At 64.1% G+C, this 19,334-nt stretch carries 18 protein-coding genes and 6 tRNA genes; 19 read left to right on the forward strand and 5 right to left on the reverse strand.

The genetic code is table 11. The annotated features are described in order from the left end of the window. Window positions 1-47: 47 nt before the first annotated feature. A complete protein-coding gene (locus DB032_RS04780) occupies window positions 48-1,664 on the reverse strand; it encodes a GMC family oxidoreductase (RefSeq protein ID WP_107798473.1) in 1,617 nt (538 codons plus the stop codon). Between the two features lie 162 nt (window positions 1,665-1,826). On the opposite strand from DB032_RS04780, the gene DB032_RS04785 reads away from it, so the two are divergent. Then, complete coding sequence (locus DB032_RS04785) at window positions 1,827-2,750, forward strand: LysR family transcriptional regulator (RefSeq protein WP_107798474.1); 924 nt, start codon at window positions 1,827-1,829, stop codon at window positions 2,748-2,750. Between the two features lie 9 nt (window positions 2,751-2,759). Continuing rightward, window positions 2,760-3,623: a GyrI-like domain-containing protein gene (locus DB032_RS04790; protein ID WP_107798475.1), complete on the forward strand. Its 864-nt coding sequence runs from the start codon at window positions 2,760-2,762 to the stop codon at window positions 3,621-3,623. Window positions 3,624-3,848: 225 nt separating this feature from the next. On the opposite strand, the gene guaB is transcribed toward DB032_RS04790, so the two are convergent. Then, complete coding sequence (gene guaB, locus DB032_RS04795) at window positions 3,849-5,312, reverse strand: IMP dehydrogenase (RefSeq protein ID WP_107798476.1); 1,464 nt, start codon at window positions 5,310-5,312, stop codon at window positions 3,849-3,851. A 160-nt stretch (window positions 5,313-5,472) separates the two neighbouring features. Between guaB and DB032_RS04800 the strand changes: the two genes are divergently transcribed. The 9 genes from DB032_RS04800 (at window position 5,473) to DB032_RS04840 (ending at window position 9,296) form a co-directional block, all read left to right on the forward strand. After that, on the forward strand, window positions 5,473-5,907 hold the full coding sequence (locus DB032_RS04800) for a DUF4124 domain-containing protein (protein ID WP_158274239.1): 435 nt from the start codon (window positions 5,473-5,475) through the stop codon (window positions 5,905-5,907). Further along, on the forward strand, window positions 5,908-7,713 hold the full coding sequence (gene uvrC, locus DB032_RS04805) for an excinuclease ABC subunit UvrC (protein WP_107798478.1): 1,806 nt from the start codon (window positions 5,908-5,910) through the stop codon (window positions 7,711-7,713). A gap of 112 nt (window positions 7,714-7,825) precedes the next feature. Then, on the forward strand, window positions 7,826-8,407 hold the full coding sequence (gene pgsA / locus DB032_RS04810; RefSeq protein WP_107798479.1) for a CDP-diacylglycerol--glycerol-3-phosphate 3-phosphatidyltransferase: 582 nt from the start codon (window positions 7,826-7,828) through the stop codon (window positions 8,405-8,407). Between the two features lie 99 nt (window positions 8,408-8,506). Then, window positions 8,507-8,582 (forward strand) — tRNA-Gly (locus tag DB032_RS04815). Between the two features lie 26 nt (window positions 8,583-8,608). Then, a tRNA-Gly gene (locus DB032_RS04820) sits at window positions 8,609-8,684 on the forward strand. A gap of 26 nt (window positions 8,685-8,710) precedes the next feature. Next, window positions 8,711-8,786: transfer RNA gene (locus DB032_RS04825), tRNA-Gly, on the forward strand. 31 nt (window positions 8,787-8,817) lie between these two features. Further along, window positions 8,818-8,893: transfer RNA gene (locus tag DB032_RS04830), tRNA-Gly, on the forward strand. Between the two features lie 40 nt (window positions 8,894-8,933). Then, window positions 8,934-9,007: transfer RNA gene (locus tag DB032_RS04835), tRNA-Cys, on the forward strand. Window positions 9,008-9,211: 204 nt separating this feature from the next. After that, window positions 9,212-9,296, forward strand: a tRNA-Leu gene (locus DB032_RS04840). A 75-nt stretch (window positions 9,297-9,371) separates the two neighbouring features. Here DB032_RS04840 and DB032_RS04845 read toward each other — a convergent pair. Then, complete coding sequence (locus tag DB032_RS04845; RefSeq protein WP_107798480.1) at window positions 9,372-10,106, reverse strand: GntR family transcriptional regulator; 735 nt, start codon at window positions 10,104-10,106, stop codon at window positions 9,372-9,374. Window positions 10,107-10,441: 335 nt separating this feature from the next. On the opposite strand from DB032_RS04845, the gene DB032_RS04850 reads away from it, so the two are divergent. The 6 genes from DB032_RS04850 (at window position 10,442) to DB032_RS04875 (ending at window position 15,706) form a co-directional block, all read left to right on the forward strand. Further along, window positions 10,442-11,452, forward strand: coding sequence for an ADP-ribosylglycohydrolase family protein (locus tag DB032_RS04850; RefSeq protein ID WP_107798481.1), 1,011 nt, complete (start codon window positions 10,442-10,444; stop codon window positions 11,450-11,452). Between the two features lie 4 nt (window positions 11,453-11,456). Beyond that, a complete protein-coding gene (locus DB032_RS04855; RefSeq protein WP_107798482.1) occupies window positions 11,457-12,848 on the forward strand; it encodes a cytosine permease in 1,392 nt (463 codons plus the stop codon). Beyond that, a complete protein-coding gene (locus DB032_RS04860) occupies window positions 12,845-13,795 on the forward strand; it encodes a PfkB family carbohydrate kinase (RefSeq protein ID WP_107798483.1) in 951 nt (316 codons plus the stop codon). Before DB032_RS04855 ends, DB032_RS04860 begins: the two co-directional genes overlap by 4 nt. A 457-nt stretch (window positions 13,796-14,252) precedes the next feature. After that, the gene (locus tag DB032_RS04865; RefSeq protein ID WP_107798484.1) at window positions 14,253-14,657 is read left to right on the forward strand and encodes a ProQ/FINO family protein; all 405 of its coding nucleotides are present in this window, start codon (window positions 14,253-14,255) and stop codon (window positions 14,655-14,657) included. Window positions 14,658-14,816: 159 nt separating this feature from the next. Beyond that, the gene (locus DB032_RS04870; RefSeq protein WP_107798485.1) at window positions 14,817-15,290 is read left to right on the forward strand and encodes a hypothetical protein; all 474 of its coding nucleotides are present in this window, start codon (window positions 14,817-14,819) and stop codon (window positions 15,288-15,290) included. A 2-nt stretch (window positions 15,291-15,292) separates the two neighbouring features. After that, the gene (locus tag DB032_RS04875) at window positions 15,293-15,706 is read left to right on the forward strand and encodes a YchJ family protein (RefSeq protein ID WP_107798486.1); all 414 of its coding nucleotides are present in this window, start codon (window positions 15,293-15,295) and stop codon (window positions 15,704-15,706) included. 7 nt (window positions 15,707-15,713) lie between these two features. On the opposite strand, the gene DB032_RS04880 is transcribed toward DB032_RS04875, so the two are convergent. Both DB032_RS04880 and dcd read right to left on the reverse strand, forming a co-directional pair. Further along, window positions 15,714-16,217, reverse strand: a complete 504-nt coding sequence (locus tag DB032_RS04880) for a glutathione peroxidase (protein ID WP_107798487.1) — start codon at window positions 16,215-16,217, stop codon at window positions 15,714-15,716. 270 nt (window positions 16,218-16,487) lie between these two features. Next, complete coding sequence (dcd, locus tag DB032_RS04885; RefSeq protein WP_048412542.1) at window positions 16,488-17,057, reverse strand: dCTP deaminase; 570 nt, start codon at window positions 17,055-17,057, stop codon at window positions 16,488-16,490. A 97-nt stretch (window positions 17,058-17,154) separates the two neighbouring features. On the opposite strand from dcd, the gene DB032_RS04890 reads away from it, so the two are divergent. Together DB032_RS04890 and feoB are read left to right on the forward strand one after the other, a co-directional pair. Next, window positions 17,155-17,496, forward strand: a complete 342-nt coding sequence (locus DB032_RS04890; protein ID WP_107798488.1) for a FeoA family protein — start codon at window positions 17,155-17,157, stop codon at window positions 17,494-17,496. Next, entirely contained in the window at window positions 17,493-19,265 is a 1,773-nt protein-coding gene (gene feoB, locus DB032_RS04895; RefSeq protein ID WP_107798489.1) for a ferrous iron transport protein B, read from the forward strand. Before DB032_RS04890 ends, feoB begins: the two co-directional genes overlap by 4 nt. Window positions 19,266-19,334: the final 69 nt, after the last annotated feature.

Genomic DNA, 19,334 nt, shown 5'->3' on the forward strand with positions numbered 1-19,334 from the left:
GGAAGTGGGCTTCCTCTGTTTGGATGGATTCCGATGTCGCGCGGCGCTCAGTCCTGCGCGGCGCGGTCTTGCAAAATCATGCGGGCGGCTTTTTCCGCGATCATCAGCGTGGGCGAGTTGGTGTTGCCCGAGGTGATGGCGGGCATGATGGAGGCGTCCGCCACTCTTAGTCCGGATAGTCCGTGAACGCGCAGTCTGGCATCGACCACCGCCTCGGTATCCTGTCCCATTTTGCAGGTGCCGACCGGATGAAAGATGGTGGTGCCGATGCGGCCGGCGGCGGCGGCCAGCTCCGCATCGCTCTGGGCGGCGAGGCCGGGCAGGTATTCTTCCGGCCGGTAGCGCGCTAGCGCCGGCGCGGCGACGATGCGCCGGGTCAGCCGCAGCGCGGCCACCGCGACGGCGCGGTCCCGCGGGTGGCTGAGGTAGTTGGGTTGGATCAGCGGCGCGGCGTCCAGGCCGGCGCCGCCAATGGCGACCCGGCCGCGGCTGAGCGGACGCAGGTCGCACACCGAGGCGGTGAAGGCGGGGAAGGGGTGCAGCGGCTCGCCGAAGCGTTCCAGCGATAGCGGCTGCACATGGTATTCCAGATTGGCGCGCGTCTGTTCCGGGCCGGATGCGGCAAACGCGCCTAGCTGGCTGGGCGCCATCGCCAGCGGGCCGCTGCGCCGCCACAGGTATTCCCAGCCCATGGCCAGCTTGCCGCTCCAGCTATTGGCCAGTTGGTTCAACGTGCGCGCGTCGCTGACCTTGAATACCATGCGCAGTTGTAGATGGTCTTGCAGATTGGCGCCGACGCCGGGCAGCGCGTGACGCACGGCGACGCCGTGCTCTTGCAGCAGCGCGGCGGGGCCGATGCCGCTGCGCTGCAACAAAAGCGGGGAGCCGACGGCGCCGGCGGCCAGGATGATTTCGCCGCGGCAGCGCGCCTGCCAGCGTTGCCGCTGTTGCAGGAATGCAATACCGGTGGCGCGGCCGTCCTCCAGCAGCAGGGTTTCCGCCTCGGCATGGGTCAGCACGGTGAGGTTGGGGCGCTGGCGCACCGGGCGCAAAAAAGCCTTGGCGGTGTTCCAGCGCAGGCCGCCGCGCTGATTGACTTCGAAATAGCCGCAGCCAGCGTTGTCGCCGCCGTTGAAATCGTCCACTGGGGCGATGCCGCTCTGCTCCGCGGCGTCGCGGAAGGCGTCCAGGATCGCCCAGGACAGCCGCTGCCGTTCCACCCGCCATTCGCCGCCGTGGCCGTGCTGGGCGCGGGCGCTGTCGAAGTGGTCCTCCATGCGCAGGAAGTCCGGCAGCACCTCGTCCCAGCTCCAGCCGGAGCAGCCCTGCGCCGCCCAGCCGTCGTAGTCCGCGGCCTGGCCGCGCATATAGATCATGCCGTTGATCGAGGAGCAGCCGCCCAGCACCTTGCCGCGCGGGTAGTTGAGGCTGCGTCCGCCCAGGCCTGCCTCGGGCGCGGTGCGCAGGCACCAGTCGGTGCGCGGATTGCCAATGCAGTAGAGATAGCCGACCGGGATGTGTATCCACGGATAGTTGTCCTCGCCGCCGGCTTCCAGCAACAGCACGCGGTGTCGCGGATTGGCCGACAGGCGGTTGGCCAGCAGGCAGCCGGCGCTGCCCGCGCCGACGATGATGTAGTCGAATGTGTCCGCCAATGCCTGCATGCCGCGCTTTCCTATGACGTCTGTATCGCCACCATATAAGATCAAGCCGGGCCGGCCTGGGAATAGCCAGAGTGGAACAACAGCTGTTAGTTTTCTAACAGCCGCGCAATTGAAGCCTGTCATATTTGTGTGCAAGCGCACCATAAACACGGGGAGGGCTTGATGTTCGACTGGAACGACATCCGTTATTTTCTGGCCTTGCAGCGCAGCGGCAAGCTGCTGGCGGCGGCCCGGCAGCTGCGCACCACGCATGCGACGGTGGCCCGGCATATCGAACAGTTGGAGCGGCAGCTGGGCCAGCCGCTGTTCGTGCAGCAGCCGGACGGTTATCAACTGACCGCGGCCGGCCGGCAGTTGCTGCCCTTGGCCGAGCAATTGGAAAACACCGCGTCGCGGATGCAGGACGAGGCGCGGGTGGGCCATGTGGAGGTGGCCGGCCTGGTGCGGCTGGGCGCGCCGGAGGGCTTGGGCTCGCTGTTTCTGGCGCGGCACCTGCCGCGGCTGACGGAGCGTTACCCGGCGCTGGAGATCGATCTGGTGTCGGTGCCGCGCTTTGTCAGCATCACCAACCGCGAGGTGGACATCGCCATCGCGCTGGAGCGGCCGCAGGCCAATATGGTGGTGACGCGCAAGCTGACCGATTACTGCCTGGGCCTGTACGCGACGCCGGCCTATCTGGACGCGCATGCGCCCATCCGCGAGCGCGAGGACCTGGCCGGGCATCCCATCGTCGGCTATGTCGACGATCTGCTGTTCTCGCGCGAACTGATGTTCCATCGCGGCCTGTGCCGCAACCCCTTGATCCCTCTGCGCTGCACCAGCGTGGTGGGCCAGCAGCAGGCGGCGCTGGCCGACGGCGGCATCGCGGTATTGCCGTATTATCTGACCTACGACGACGCGCGGCTGCGCCAGTTGTTGCCGGAACTGCGCATCATCCGCTCTTACTGGATCAGCGGCCGCAGCGACATCCGCCGCACGCTGCGCTACCGCGTGGTGTGGGACTACGTGGTGGAGCTGTGCCAGCGCATGCAATGGTTGCTGCTGCAACAGCCAACTCAGCAAAACGAATCAATCGATGCGGGATAAGCTCACTTCATGAGAACGCTCTATCGCAACGGCGGCCCGGATTCGCCGTATTTGTGGCGGATGCTGCGGGTGCTGGACTACCTGTGGCGCCATCTGGATGGGCCGGTGCCGCTGGAAAGATTGGCGGAGGAGGCCTGCTTGTCGCCCTTTCACTTTCACCGCGTGTATCGCGGCCTGATGGCCGAAACGGTGGGAGAGACCCGGCAGCGGCTGTTGCTGCATCGCGCGGCCGGGCAGTTGGACGGCGGCTCGCTGCCTTTGTCTAGGGTGGCGACGCGCGCCGGCTACGGCGGCACCGCGGCCTTCGTCCGGGCCTTCGCCAGGGCTTACGGCGAGAGTCCGGGCCGCTATCGCCAGCGCAGAGCGTTCATTTCTAGGCAAGACTGGGAGACCGTTATGCATGAAGTGACATTGCTCAAGCAGGATAAGGGGCTGAAGGTGCTGATGCGCCGCCATATCGGCAGTTATATGGAGATCGGCCAAGCCTTCGGCGCTTTACAGGCCATCAGCCCGGCTTGCGCGGCCGGCGACGCGCCAGGTCGCACATTCGGGATGTATCTGGATGATACGGAACAGACGGAGGAGGCCAAGCTGCGCTCCATCGCCTGCGTGACGGTGCCGGACTCCTGGCAGGACCGGACGCTGCCGGATGGGTTTGAATGGGGGGAGATTCCCGCTGGAGAGTACGCTTGCGTGACGCATCTGGGACCGTACGCGGAACTGTCCACGGCCTGGTCCTGGCTGTACCGGCACTGGCTGCCCGGCAGCGGGCGCGCGCTCGGCGAGGTGCCGTGCGTGGAAGAGTATTTGAATTCGCCTTACGACAATCCGCCCACCGCCTTGCGCACTCGGCTGATGTTGTCGCTGGTCTGAGAACCTGTTTACGATCTGCTGCGCGTCGGCAATACGGCGTTGAAACCGAGCTCAAAATGCTCATGTACCACGAGTACATTCCGCTTTTTCGCTCGTTTTCGCCTTGTCTCGCCTTAGCTCGCGAGATTGTAAACACGTTCTGAGCGCGCTGGTGGTTCAGCCATGAAAAAACCCGCGCCGTTTGGCGCGGGTTTTGCCGTAAAGGATGCCTGACGACGTCGGGTCTTAACGGGATACGTGGTAGTTCGGCGCTTCCTTGGTGATCTGCACGTCGTGGACGTGGGATTCCTGAATGCCGGCGGAAGTGATTTCCACGAACTCCGCTTTGGCGTGCATGTCGGCGATGGTGGCGCAACCGAGGTAGCCCATCGAAGAACGCAGGCCGCCCACCAACTGGTGGATCACCTGGCCGATGGAGCCCTTGTACGGCACGCGGCCTTCGATGCCTTCCGGCACCAGTTTTTCCACATTGCCTTCGTTGTCCTGGAAGTAGCGGTCGGACGAGCCCTGGCTCATCGCGCCCAGGCTGCCCATGCCGCGGTAGGACTTGTAGGAGCGGCCCTGGAACAGCTCGACTTCGCCCGGGGCTTCCTCGGTGCCGGCGAACATGCCGCCCAGCATCACGCAATTGCCGCCGGCGGCCAGCGCCTTGGAAATGTCGCCGGAGAAACGGATGCCGCCGTCGGCGATCATCGGCACGCCGGTGCCCTTCAGCGCTTCGGACACATTGTGGATGGCGGTCAGCTGCGGCACACCCACGCCGGCTACGATGCGGGTGGTGCAGATGGAGCCGGGGCCGATGCCGACCTTGACGCCGTCGGCGCCGGCGTCAACCAGCGCCATTGCGGCGGCAGCGGTGGCGATGTTGCCGCCGATTACGTCCACTTCCGGGAAATTCTTCTTGACCCAGCGCACGCGCTCGATCACGCCCTGGCTGTGGCCGTGGGCGGTGTCGACCACGATCACGTCCACGCCGGCCTTCACCAGCGCGATCACGCGCTCTTCGGTGTCGCCGCCGGTGCCGACCGCGGCGCCTACGCGCAGACGGCCCTGGTTGTCCTTATTGGCGTTGGGGTGTTCGCTGGTCTTGATGATGTCTTTGACGGTGATCAGACCCTTCAACTCCCAGGCGTCGTTGATCACCAGCACGCGCTCCAGGCGGTGGGTGTGCATCAGCTCGCGGGCTTCGTCGATGCTGGCGCCTTCCTTGACGGTGATCAGGCGCTCGCGCGGGGTCATGATGGAGCCGACGCTCTGGTCCAGACGGGTCTCGAAGCGCAGGTCGCGGTTGGTGACGATGCCGACCACTTTGCCGTCTTCGATCACCGGCAGACCGGAAATCTTGTGATGGCGGGTCAGCAGCACCAGATCGCGCACCAGCATGTCCGGGGCGATGGTGATGGGATCCTTGACCACGCCGCTTTCATGGCGTTTCACCTTGGATACTTCGCTGGCCTGTTTCGCGGGGTCCATGTTTTTGTGCACGATGCCGATGCCGCCTTCTTGAGCCATGGCGATGGCGAGACGGGCTTCGGTCACCGTGTCCATGGCGGCGGACACCAGGGGCAGGTTCAGGGTGATGTTGCGGGTAAGCTTGGTGGAGAGAACTACGTCGCGCGGCAGAACTTCAGAATGGGCCGGGACGAGGAGAACGTCGTCGAAAGTATAGGCTTTCTCGATGATACGCATCTTGGCGTTTCCTTTGCGGCAAAGCGGCATTATACCGAGGCATTGTCGCTATTGCAAAAAAAGGGGCTTTCCGCCCGCAACCCTGTTACCTTTTTGCTCGCAGGCCGCGCAGGCCTTACAATTTGAGTATCTGCAGCGCATTCGGGTCAGGGAGTCGATGATGAAGTCAACCTTAGTATGGACCTTTTTGCTGGCTTTGCTGGGCTCCTCCGCCGCCAGCGCGGAAGTCTATGTATGGAAGGACGAGGCCGGAAAAACCGTGTATTCGGACCAGCCGCCGGCCAGCGTCAACGCCCGCCGCATGAATACGCGCGCGCCGGCGCCGGCATCGGCTCCGGCCAAGGAAAGCAAGAAAGCGTCGGGCAAGGACGCCGGCGGGGAAAACGCCAAGATCGCGGCGGAAAACGCCAAGATCGTGGAGGCCAACGCCAAGATCCGCGAGCAGAATTGCCAGAACGCGCGCAATCAGCTGGCCTCGGTGCAGACCAATAGCCGCATCCGCATGCCGGGTTCCAATGCGCTGGCCACCGACGCCCAGCGCAACGAGCTGATTACCCAGGCGCAGGCCAATGTGCAAACCTGGTGCGGAAAATAAGTGACGAAACCGGTTTTTGACTACAAGGCGGTACTGGCTTCCCTGCCCAATCTGCCCGGCGTGTATCGAATGCTCGACGCGTCGGGCAGCGTGCTTTATGTCGGCAAAGCGATAGACCTGAAACGGCGGGTCAGTTCCTACTTTCAGAAAAACGACCAGTCGCCGCGCATCCAGCTGATGGTGCGCCAGATCGCCAGCATCGAGACCACGGTCACGCGTTCCGAGGCGGAAGCGCTGATTCTGGAAAACAACCTGATCAAGGCGCTGACGCCGCGTTACAACATCCTGTTCCGCGACGACAAGTCCTATCCCTATCTGATGCTGAGCGGTCACGCCTTCCCGCAAATGGCCTATTACCGCGGCGACCCCAAGCGGCCGCACCAGTATTTCGGCCCCTATCCCAACGGCTACGCGGTGCGCGAGAGCATCCAGATCCTGCAAAAGGTGTTCCGGCTGCGCACTTGCGAGGACGCGGTGTTCGCCAATCGCTCCCGTCCCTGTCTGCTGTATCAGATCAAGCGTTGTTCCGGCCCCTGCGTCGACCATATCTCCAAGGACGATTACGCGCGCGACGTGGCCAGCGCGGTGGCCTTCCTGCAAGGCCGTCAGAGCGAGCTGATCGACGGCCTGACCCAGCGCATGATGACGGCGGCCGAGGCGATGGAGTTCGAACAGGCGGCGGAACTGCGCGACCAGATCCAGGCGCTGGCGCGGGTGCAGGAGAAGCAGTTCGTGTCCAGCAACTCCAGCCAGCAGGATTGCGACGTGGTGGCCGCGGTGCAGCAGGAGGGCATGCTTTGCGTCAATCTGGTGATGATACGCGGCGGCCGGCATCTGGGAGACAAGAGCTTTTTCCCTGTCAGCGGGGAGGAGGGGGAACTGGCGGACAGCCTGGAAGCCTTCCTGGCCCAGCATTATCTGGGGGCGCCCTTGCCGCCGGCCATCATCATCAACGGCGAGATTTCCGAGACCCTGCGCCAGCATCTGGAGCGGCAGGCCGAGCGCAAGCTGGCCATCGCCAGCAATCCCATCGGCGAGCGGCGGGTGTGGCTGGAAATGGCGGAGAAGAACGCAGCGCTGGCCATCATGCAGCGGGCTAGCAGCAAGGCCACCCAAAACCAGCGGCTGGCCCAGCTCAACGAGGTGCTGGAACTGGAGGGCGCCGGCCGTTTCGAGTGCTTCGACATCAGTCACACCATGGGGGAGGCCACGGTGGCGTCCTGTGTGATCTACGACAAGGGCGCGATGCAGCCCGGCGAATACCGGCGCTACAATATCGAAACCGCCAAGCCCGGCGACGATTACGCGGCGATGCGCGAAGTGTTGTCACGTCGCTACGGCAAGCTGGCGGCGGGCGACGGCAAATTGCCGGACGCGGTGTTCATCGACGGCGGCAAGGGGCAGGTGGGCGTGGCTTTGGAAGTGTTCGCCGAAATCGGCCTGAACCTGCCCATCGTCGGCATCGCCAAGGGCGAGGAACGCAAGCCGGGCCTGGAGACCTTGATCCTGCCTTATCTGGACAAGAGCCTGCAGCTGCGGCAGGACCATCCTGCGCTGCATCTGATCCAGACGGTGCGGGACGAAGCCCACCGCTTCGCCATCACCGGCCACCGCGCGCGGCGCGCCAAGGCGCGCACCGCGTCCACGCTGGAGGAGATTCCGGGCGTGGGCGCCAAGCGCCGGCAACAGCTGCTGATGCGCTTCGGCGGCCTGCGCGGCGTGACCGCCGCCAGCATGGACGACCTGGCCCAGGTGGACGGCATCAGCCGCACCCTGGCGGAGAAGATTTACAACGCGCTGCATTGATTGCCGGCGCGCCATCGTTTATACACTGTAACCATTGCCGTGCGTCCCGTTGTGGCTTGGGGCGGACGCGCAGTTTTTGACCGAGCCGCAAACAATAAGATTACTGACACCGATGCCCTTCAATTTGCCGATATTCCTAACCTGGCTCAGGGTTGCCCTGATCCCCATCTGCGTAGCGGTCTTCTTTTTGCCGGATTCCGTGCTGCTGCTGGAAAGCCGCAACCAGGTAGGCGCCGCCATCTTCGCCTTGGCGGCCATCACCGATTGGCTGGACGGCTATCTGGCGCGCAAGTTGGGTCAGACCTCGGCCTTCGGCGCTTTCCTGGATCCGGTGGCGGACAAGCTGATCGTCGCCGCGGCCTTGATCCTGCTGGTGCAGATGGGGCGCACCGAGGGCTGGATGGCGATGATCATCATCGGCCGGGAGATCGCCATCTCCGCGCTGCGGGAATGGATGGCGGAGATGGGCACCCGCAAAAGCGTGGCGGTGGCCTATATCGGCAAGTTGAAAACCGCGGCGCAAATGGTGGCGATTCTGCTGTTGCTGTATGCCGGCCCGCTGCTGCCGGGGGTTTCGACATTAATTTTGGGCAATGCCTTCATGGTGGTGGCGGTGATTTTGACTTTGTGGTCAATGGTTTATTACCTGAGGATGGCCGCCAAGGAGTTTTCCGGGAAAAAAATTGATGTTTGAAGTGTTGACAGTGACTGATAAATCCTTATAATTCGCATCTCTCAAGCGCTGCTCAAGCAGCAGCGAAGAGAAAGCAGAAGTATTGCAGCAGTTTTGAATGCGGGAATAGCTCAGTTGGTAGAGCGCAACCTTGCCAAGGTTGAGGTCGCGAGTTCGAGCCTCGTTTCCCGCTCCAAATCCTCTGCAATAGCGTTATGCGACGCGGGAATAGCTCAGTTGGTAGAGCGCAACCTTGCCAAGGTTGAGGTCGCGAGTTCGAGCCTCGTTTCCCGCTCCAAAACTTCTGCAATAGCATTGTGCGACGCGGGAATAGCTCAGTTGGTAGAGCGCAACCTTGCCAAGGTTGAGGTCGCGAGTTCGAGCCTCGTTTCCCGCTCCAGCGCCCACATGCTTGTTGTTGCATCACCCCTGCGGGAATAGCTCAGTTGGTAGAGCGCAACCTTGCCAAGGTTGAGGTCGCGAGTTCGAGCCTCGTTTCCCGCTCCAAATTAAAATCATCAGCCATGGCTGGTGGTTCGCCGGCAACGGCGGGGTAGCAAAGTGGTTATGCAGCGGATTGCAAATCCGTCTACGCCGGTTCGATTCCGACCCCCGCCTCCAGTTAAAGCCCCGTAAGTCAAAGACTTGCGGGGCTTTTGCTTTGTTCGGCCCGCGCCCGCAATCGCCAAGCTCAGCGTGGTTTCTCCTCTTTATCCCGGATCGGGATCAAGCCCGCAGTCACCCGCGGCGGCGGGCCATGGCCTTGATCGCCATCCCTGTTTGCCAGCGGCCCGGCTCTGGGATAGAATCGCCGTCTCTTTGCCCGCCCCGGTGGTGAAATTGGTAGACACAAGGGACTTAAAATCCCTCGACTTCGGTCGTGCCGGTTCGATTCCGGCCCGGGGCACCACTACGGCAAAACCGTCCACGAGACGAAAACAACCCGCACAGCCTGGCGCTGGGCGGGTTTTTTTATCGGCTTCTCTTAAAGCTGCGCCTCGAATTCATAGAGATCGCTGCGGCACAAAACTTCGCTGAACTCCAATACCTGTTCCGCCGCGTTCAAGCTTGTCTGCCGGATGCGCAGCAGCGGTGTGCCGGCCTGCACATGCAATAGGGCGGCGCTGTCCTGATCCGCCGCACAGGAGGCCAGACGGAAGGTCTTGCGGCCGATCTCGACGCCATGGCGTTCCCACCACTGGTATAGCGAGTGTTCCAGACGCTCCGGTTCGGGCAGGTAGGCCAGCGGGATATAGGTGGTTTCCAGCGCCGCCGGCGTGCCGTCCATCAGCCGCAGGCGGCGCAGCTTGGCGATGTCCGCGCCGACAGGCAGGCGCAGCAGGCTGGCGATGGCGGCCGGCGCGCTTTCCCGCCGCCGCAACAGCCACTGATTGGCCACGCTGCCGCCGCTGCGCAGCACCTGCTCGGTGAAACCTCCGCTGTCGTTGAGCGAATAGCGAAAGGCTTGGGCGATGCGAGTGCCCTGGCCTTGCTGACGGGTGATCAGCCGCTTGCGTTCCAGTTCCGCCATCGCCTTGCTGATGGTGACGCGCGACAGTCCCAGTTTTTCCGCCATCTGCCGCTCGGTCGGCAGGAACGCCCCTTCGGGCAACTGGTGCTGGCGGATGGCCTGTTCCAGCGCGTCGGCGATCAGCAGATAGCGCGGCGTTGCGCCGGGCTGTCGCAGGCTGGCGGACAGGCATTCCAGAATCTCGCTCATATCGTGTGAAAGCTCCTGTGCGTGCGGGCTTCAGTCTAAATCAATGCCGATGGCAATGGGGTGGGCTGAGCGCTGTGGCATGCTTTCCTGATCAATAGTATGGTTATGTACTATTGGATTTGTATTGGACTTATCATACGATGCCAATCGAAGTCCATGGTTCCTGTTTCCGCTCGCGTTGCGCGAAGGCGGGGCAAGGCGAAACAGCCGGGAAAGCGGAATGCGCCTGCGAGGCATGGGCGTTTCGCGGGCGGCTCCTTGTTTCCTTGACGCGTGGCGGATCGTAAACGGGTTCTGGCGGTCGATGGGCATCCTGGCGGAGAGGCAGTTTGACGATGATCAGCAAGGGCTACCAGTCCATTCTCGGGGCCCTGTACGGGCAGGCGGCGGGAGATGCCATGGGCATGCCTTCGGAGCTGTGGCCGCAGCGGCAGGTACGGGCGTTTTTTGGCTGGATAGACGATTTTCTGCCGGGCCCGGCCGAGAATTTCGCCGCTTCCGAGTTCGCCGCCGGAGAGTTTACCGACGACACCCAGCAGGCCATCGCCTTGATGGACGCGTTGATCGCCGCGGACGGCGCGGTGGAGCCGGAGCGTATCGCGGACAACATCATTGCCTGGGCCGAGCGCATCGACGCCTTCAACAAGAATATTCTGGGGCCCAGTTCTAAGGCCGCGCTCAGGGCTATTTTGTCCGGCCAGTCCATTGATTCTCTGGGCGCCAACGGCGTGACCAACGGCGCGGCGATGCGGGTGGCGCCGCTGGGTTGCCTGCTGTCCAGCCAGGACCGCGCGGCTTTCGTGCAGGCGGTGAGGCTGAGTTGCAGCCCCACGCATCAGTCCGATATCGCGGTGGCCGGCGCGGCGGCCATCGCCTGGGCGGTGTCGCGGGCGGTGGAGGGCGCGGCCTGGTCCGACATCAAGGCCGAGCTGCCCGCCGTTGCCGATCTGGCGCAGCTGGAGCGGGTGACGACGTTCAGCCCCTTGCTGAGCCGGCGCCTGGCCTGGGGCTTCGAGCTGGCGGAAGGCTTGCGGGGCCAAGACGATGCTGCCTTGGTGGCCGAGCTGTACCAGACCTTGGGCGCCGGCATGGACACCATAGAGTCGGTGCCCGCCGCCTTGGCCCTGGTGGACTGCGCGCAAGGCGATCCGCGCCGCTGCGCGGTCTTGGCGGCGAATCTGGGCGGAGACACCGACACCATAGGCGCGATGGCGACTGCGGTGTGCGGCGCCTTGCAGGGGGCGGACGCCTTGCCGGCCGCATGGCGGGAACGCATCCGGGACGTGAATGGCGTTGATTTCGAATCTTACGCGCGGGCTTTGTGCGCATTGCGGTTTAGGGGGTAAGGGGATGAGCGATGTACAAGCGGTAGACGGCTGGCGGTTGGAGAGCGCGGGCATAGATCTGGTGCCGGAGCATGAGTGCAAGGGCCGGCCGGTGGAGTTGTTCTGGGTATGGCTGGCCGCCAATATCGGCATCCTGGGCGTGGTGTACGGCGGCATCGTCACCAGCTTCGGGCTGTCGTTCTACCAGTCCTTGCTGGCCGCGGCGGTCGGAGTGGCCAGTTTCGCGCTGGTGGGTTTGACCAGCATTGCCGGCCAGCGCGGCCGCACTTCCACGCTGACCTTGTCGCGGGCCATTTTCGGCCTGCGCGGCAACGCCGCGCCCACCGCCTTCAGCTGGTTCAACCTGATGGGCTGGGAGGCGGTCAATGTGGTGACCGGCGCCTTGACGCTGGCGGCCTTGTGCCAGTCGCTGGGCATGGCGGAAAGCCGTCCGCTGACCGCGGTCTGCTTGTTCCTGTTCATCGGTCTGACCATCGTGGTCAGCCTGCTGGGCCAGGCCACCGTGGTCTGGATGCAAAGCTGGCTGAGCCGGATCTTCGGCAGCATGACCCTGGTGGTGATTCTGTACGTGGCGACGACCGCGAACTGGGGCGCCATCTTGGCGCGGCCGGACGGCGACTGGCTGACCGGTTTCTGGCCGGCGGTATCGGTGATCGCCGCGGGCACCGGCATCAGCTGGGCCATCGCCGGCGCCGATTACAGCCGTTACCAGCGGAGCGGAGCGTCCGGCGGCAGCATTTTCGGCGCGGTGATGGTGGGGGCGTCGCTGCCGCTGATGCTGCTGATCTTCACTGGGGTGCTGTTGTCGGCGCAGATCCCGGATCTGGCCAGCGCGGCCAATCCCATCGCCAAGATCGGCGCGGTGCTGCCGGCCTGGATGGCAGTGCCCTATCTGCTGACCGCGACGGCCGGCATCGTCACCATGGCCGTGCTTAGCCTGTATTCGGCCAGCCTCAATCTGCTGACCATAGGCGTCAAGGTCAGACAGGCGCAGGCGGTGTCCATCAATGCGCTGATCGTGCTGGCCATCGCCGCTTACGTCTTGTTCGTGTCCAGCGACTTCCTGGGGCCCTTCATCGCGTTTCTATTGTTTTGCGGCGTGTTTCTGGCGGCCTGGGAGGCGGTGTTCGTGCTGGATTACCTCTTGTTGCGTCACCGCCAAGGCTATGAGGCCGCGGCCCTGTCCGGCGACGGGCGGCAGGCCTTCCGCGGCGGTCCGCTGCTGTGCTGGCTGCTGGGCGCCGCTTGCGGCCTGCTGGTGAGCAAGACCGGCTTCATCGACGGCCCGCTGGCTGTGGGCGTTTTCGCAGATTCCAGCCTGGGGCTGTTTGTATCCTTTGGGACCAGTTTGCTGGCTTATGGATTGTATTTGTTGCTGAAGGAGCGACGCGCATGACCATTCCGTGTCCAAACTATCATCCGACCAGAGCCATCCTGGCTTTGGGCGGCGCCGTGGGCGACGTGGTGTTGACCCTCCCGGCATTGCCGCGCAGCGGCGCCGACGTGGAGGCGTTGCAGCAGGAACGCGAGATCGGCGGCTGCGCCTTCAATGTGGCGCGAGCGTTGCGCCAGTTGAACGCTCCCGTGATCAACGGCATGCCGGTGGGCAACGGCCCTTGGGGCGCGGCGATAGACGCGGCCATGCGGGAGCTGGGCTTGCCGGTGCTGCTGCGCAACGCGGATCGCGACAACGGCTGGTGCGTGGCCATGGTGGAGCCCAGCGGCGAGCGCAGCTTCATTTCGATCTCCGGTTGCGAGACGGAATGGACGCGCGAGCAGTTGGACGCGCTGCCCTTGCCCGCAGACGGCCTGGTGTACGCCAACGGCTATGAGCTGGCCGGAGAGGGCGGAAGGGCGTTGCGCGCCTGGCTGCTGGCCTTGCCGGCGGAACAGTTGCGGGTGATAGACCCCGGTCCGCGCGTCGTCTTGCTGGAGCTGGCGTTTCTGTCCGCTCTGAGCGGTACCGAGACCTTGCTGACGCTGAACCGGGACGAGATCGCCCTGTTGTGCGGCGACGGCGATCCGGTGGCGGCGGCGCAGCGTTTCGCCAAGGATTACCGGCTGACGCTGATCTGCCGGCTGGGGCAGGACGGCGCCTGGGTGTGCCCGGGCACCGACGCGCCGTGGCACCTGCCCGGCTACCAGGTTTCGGTGGTGGACACCATCGGCGCCGGCGACGCGCATTGCGCCGGCTTGTTGGCCGGCCTGTCCAGCGGCTGGCCGCTGCATTACGCGGTGGATCTGGGCAATCGGCTGGCGGCCTGCGTGGTGGCTAGCGCCGGCCCTGACGCGGCGACGGACTGGGACAGCTTGAATCGCCGCTTTCCCGTCGCCTGCCTGTAAGCCGCCGGCTCACGCTTGAGAAAGTGGCAAAAGAAAGACGGGATAAGGGCGGAAAGGGCGCAATCGGCGTCTAATGCTGGACATCAAGGGGCATTACTTAGTACTCTCCCTCCCTCGTAAGCGCCAGCCCGAGCGAGGGAACGCCCGGGGCGTTCCGTCTGGTGTTTTCGCCCATGACCGCCAAGTCGGCTCCTCCGCCGACAAACAGCGGCGGTCGATGGGGGCGGGCGCCTGGTCTTCGGACCGGCCGCGCCGCTTGGGCCCGGTTCCAGGCCTTCGCCATGTTCGGCGATTTTTTACGGCGCGCCGGCGTCTTGTCGGAGCGCCTTGGTCAAACCGCATTACGATGTCGTCATTTTTTCACCGGCTGTCAAGCTGGCCGGGCGGCGGGTTGCGGCGCTTCGCTTGATTGGGCAGCATGCGCTGCTTTTGCATCAATGGATCTAGATAGAAGTTCATGAAGCCAAATACTGAAACGGCACTCGGTGCTGCACTTAAGTCCGCTGTACAAAGTCTGTCCAAGAAAAAGCAGACCGAGATGATCGCGGATCATGTCTACAGCAAGTTCGACGTTTTCCGCCAGTTTCGTCCGCTGGCCTTGGGCATCCATGAGAGCCTGATCGCGGCTTTGCCGCAGTTCGACTCTACGCTGATCTCCCGCGTGGTGGCCAATCACTGTCGCAAGCCGCGCTACGTGAAGTCTCTGGCGCGCGGCGGCAAGCGGTTCGATCTGGCCAACAAGCCGGTGGGCGAAGTCAGCGCCGAGGAGAAAAAGGCGGCGGAACAGATGTCCGCGCCCAAGCCGGCCGCGGCGGCCCCTGCCCCGGCTCCGGCCGAACCCGCAGGCGACGCGGCGGAATAAGCGTGCCGCGGCCGCGTGGCATGAACGTAAAACAGCCTGACAGACCCGTTTGTCAGGCTGTTTTGCATTGGCGGGACGGAACATTGGCGTGGGCGGGGCGGTCGCAGCAGAACGCGCCGCGCGGCGGCGCCGAATCAGGACAGGAGTAGAATTCCCGGCATGAAACGTTATTTCTTGTGGGCCGCGATGGCCCTGAGCTTGTCCGCCTGCAGCGCGCTGCAGCAATTGGGCGCGCCCATCAGCTCGCATCCTTCCTCGCCGGCCAAGGGCCGGCCGCAGACGGCGCCGGCGCCCAGCGCCAAATCGGACGCCTTGCTGCGGGAAGCCAACCGTCTGGCCGACAAGGTCAAGAGCGGCGAGTTGACCCGGCTGGCCGCCGCGGATCAACTGGGCGCGTTCCGGCTCAAGGCGGTGGGCTCCAATCCCATCGACGACAACACCTTCGCCATGTACCGCTATCTGACGGTGGAGCGCGAGGCGGGCCGCATCGACCAGGAAACGTTTCGCGCCAAGATGGACGAGCGTCTGCGCGAATGGATGCGACGCTGGCCCAAGATGAATCCGAAACCGGCCGAGCCTGCCTTCACCAACTTCCTGCTCAAGCTGTACGGCTTGCCGGCCCTGGGGGCTTGAGCATGGGCAAGAAAGCCAAGCCGGACGCGGCCGGCTGTCCCTGCGGGCTGGGCGGCGCTTACGCGGCCTGTTGCGGCCGTTACCTGGGGGCGGACGGCGCGCCCGCACCCACGGCGGAAGCCTTGATGCGCTCGCGCTACACCGCTTACGCGCGCGGCGACGAGGCGTATCTGCTGGCGAGCTGGCATCCCAGCACCCGGCCGCAGGCGCTGGATCTGGCCGCGGACGCCGGTGTGGTCAAATGGCTGGGCCTGGAGGTGTTGGCGACCGAGGCCGGCGGCGCGGCCGACGCCGAGGGCGTGGTGGAGTTCTCCGCGCGCTACAAGGTGGGCGGCAAGGCCGAACGCATGCGAGAACGCAGCCGCTTCCTGCGCGAGGACGACCGCTGGTTCTATCTGTCCGGCGAACTGAGCTGAGCTGTCGCTAGAGAATCTGGTGCTTCTGCGTTCGCAGCAGGGTTTCGATGGCGCGCTCCAGCGCCGCCGGCTTGACGTAGGGGGCGAAACGCTTGCGGATGCGCCCTTCGCCGTCCACCAGGAATTTGGTGAAATTCCATTTGATGCGCCGGCTGCCCAGCAAGCCGGGCTTGGCGGCGACGAGATGACGCCAGAGCGGATGCGCGTCGGCGCCGTTGACGTCGATCTTGGCGGATAGCGGGAAGCTGACCCCGAAATTCTTCTGACAGAACTGGCCGATGGCGGCGGCGTCCCCAGGCTCCTGGCCGCCGAACTGATTGCAGGGGAAGCCGATGATCTCCAGGCCTTGCTCGCGGTAGCGCTGGTACAGCTGTTCCAGGCCGCCCAATTGCGCGGTGAAGCCGCACTCGCTGGCGGTGTTGACCAGCAATAGCACTTTGCCGCGATAGCTCGCCAGCGGCAGGGTCTGCCCGTTTAAAGACTCAATGGAAAAATCATATATGTCCGGCATATTTCCGCCTTTCGCCAAAGCGAAGATCATGGCAAGAAACCGGAGGCAGGGCAATGGGATCGGCGGATAAAAAAAGGGGCGCAACGGCAAGGGGGAACCGCTACGCCCCAAGAAGAAATCAATTGCTGTACAAGGGCCGACCAACCGGGAAAGTCAGCTAACCCTCTGTTTATCCTAGAACATTAAGGTGAAATTGCGAGGACGGATTTGGCGGGATTTAAATGACAAAGGGATGGCTAAGCCATCCCTTTTTTGCTGGCGGGAAGCGTTTCAGGGGCGCGGAAGGGTCACGCCCACCTGGCCCATGTATTTGCCGGCGCGGTCGCTGTAGGACACGTCGCAAATTTCATCGGATTCGAAGAACAAGACCTGGGCCACGCCCTCGTTGGCGTAGATCTTGGCCGGCAGCGGCGTGGTGTTGGAGAACTCCAGCGTCACATAGCCTTCCCATTCCGGTTCGAACGGGGTGACGTTGACGATGATGCCGCAGCGGGCGTAAGTGGATTTGCCCAGGCAGACGGTCAGCACCGAGCGCGGGATGCGGAAGTATTCCACGGTGCGGGCCAGCGCGAAGCTATTGGGCGGGATGATGCAATAGCCCTTGCCGGAGACTTCCACGAAGGAATTGGGGTCGAAGTTTTTCGGGTCGACGATGGTGCTGTTGATATTGGTGAACACCTTGAATTCGTCGGCGCAGCGGATATCGTAGCCGTAGCTGGACGTGCCGTAGGAGATCACCTTCTGGCCGTCCACCATCTTGATCTGGTTGGGCTCGAAGGGTTCGATCATTTTGTACTCGTCCGCCATCCGGCGAATCCACTTGTCCGATTTGATGCTCATTGTCTTGGGCCCGTAGCTTGTCGATTGATTGTCCGCGATTTTAACCGCAAGCGCAGTGGCCGGCTATCGATAATCCATCGTCGATCCGGATAGGACAATGCTATTGATGCAGGTCAAGCAGGGCGGGAATTGCCGCGGTTTGCCGATATTCGACGGGGTTCGGCTGGATATACTAATGCAAACCATTCTCGTTCTTGATCGGATCATCATGTTGACTTTGGATGCATTCCCCGCCGGACGCCACGGCGTGGTCGACAGCCTGGAGCTGGCCGAAGAGGCCATGCGCCGCGTCGCCGCCTTTGGCCTGGAGCCGGGCTGCCGGTTTTATCTGCGTCGGGCGGCGCCCTTGGGCGGGCCATTATTGCTGGACGTCGGCGCCACGCGCTTCCTGCTGCGCCGCAGCCTAGCGCGCCTCATCGTGGCGAGGGTGGCGGTATGAAGCGTTTCGCCCTGATCGGCCTGCCCAATACCGGCAAGTCCACCTTGTTCAACCGTCTGACCGGCATGTCGCAGCGCGTCGGCAACTGGCCGGGCCTGACCATAGAGTTGAGCAGCGCGCGCCTGTTGCTGGGCGGCCACATGGTGGAGTTGGTGGATTTGCCCGGCGTCAATGATTTGACCGGCTATTCCGACGACGAGGCGGTGGTTCGCGACGTGCTGCTGGCCAGCGCCTTCGACGGCGCCGTCCTGGTGCTCAACGCCAGCCAGCTGGACCGGCAACTGCCGCTGGCCTTGCAGGTGCTGGCCAGCGGCCTCAACTGCCTGGTGGTGCTGAATATGGCCGACGAGGCCAAGGCCCTGGGCGTGAGCCTGGATGTGGAGCGCTTGTCGGAGCGCCTGGGCGCGCCGGTGTTTCTGGCCTCGGCCCGGCATATGCAGGGCTGGCCGCCGCTGATGGCGGGCTTGAACCGGCTGGCCAACGACGGCGGCCCGGCGACGCGCGCCAGGCTGGACGCGGTGCCGGACACCCGGGAGGCGATGGCGGAGGCCAAGCGGCGGCTGGCGGGCTGCTGGGCCTTGCCGCCCGTGCTGCCGGCGGGGCTGACGGAGAAGATGGACCATTGGCTGATGCATCCATGGCTGGGTCTGCCGCTGTTCTTCGCGCTGATGGCGCTGCTGTTCAATCTGACGTATCAGATCGGCACCCCATTGCAGGAGCTGGCCGGCGCCGGTCTGGACTGGATCAAGGAGCAGGCGCTGACGCCCTTGCTCGCGCCCTTGCCCGAGATTGTGCAGAGCCTGGCGCTGGACGGCATCTGGCAGGGGGTGTCGACGGTGCTGACCTTCGCGCCCATTTTGCTGGTGTTTTTCGTATTGATGGCGATGGTGGAGGATTCCGGCTACCTGGCGCGCGCCGCCTATCTGACCGACGCCTTCATGGCGCGGCTGGGGCTGGACGGCCGCGGCTTCGTGATGCAGCTGATGGGCTTTGGCTGCAATGTGCCGGCCATCATGGGCACTCGGGTGATGCGCGAGCGCAAGCAGCGGCTGCTGACCATGCTGGTAATCCCGTTTTCGTTGTGTTCGGCGCGTTTGCAGGTGGTGGTGTTCTTCGCCGGGCTGTTGTTCACGCCGACGCAGGCGCCGTGGGTGTTGATGGGGCTTTATCTGATGAGCTTCGCCGTCGCGGTGTTCACCGCCTGGGTGTTCAAGCGCCGTTACGCCGGCGGCGAGGCCTTCTTGCTGGAAGTGCCGCCGTACCGGCTGCCCGGCTTGAGCCATTTGCTGAGCCGGGCGGTGGGGGAGGTGCGCGCCTTTCTGCAACTGGCCTCCAGTTTCATCCTGTTGGGCGTGGTGCTGGTCTGGCTGCTGACCCATGTGCCGGCCGGCGAGGGCAAGACCCTGGCCGACGCTCTGGGCAGCCTGCTGGCCCCGGTGCTGGACCCGATAGGCATCCGCCACGAACTGGCGGCGGCCTTGCTGTTCGGCTTCATCGCCAAGGAAATCCTGCTGGGCAGCCTGGCGGTGATCTACGGGGTGCCGGAGGCCGGCCTGGGCGCGGCCTTGCTGCAACATCTGGATTGGCGCTCGGCGATGAGCTTCCTGATCTTCACCTTGATCTACGTGCCCTGCCTGTCCACGGTGGCGGCGATGTACCGCGAGTCGCGCAGCAAGGCCTACACCGCGATGTCGGTGGCGTGGTCGGTGGGACTGGCCTGGTTGTTGTCGTTCGCGTTTTATCAAGCCGGCGTGCAACTGTGGCCCTGAGGGCTTAGAATGAATGGTTCGCGAATTCCGTTCGCGCCGGCGGGACGCCCGCCGGCGTCATTGAACTAC

It is taken from the genome of Chromobacterium sp. Panama (assembly GCF_003052555.1).
In the GTDB taxonomy this organism is placed as follows: domain Bacteria; phylum Pseudomonadota; class Gammaproteobacteria; order Burkholderiales; family Chromobacteriaceae; genus Chromobacterium.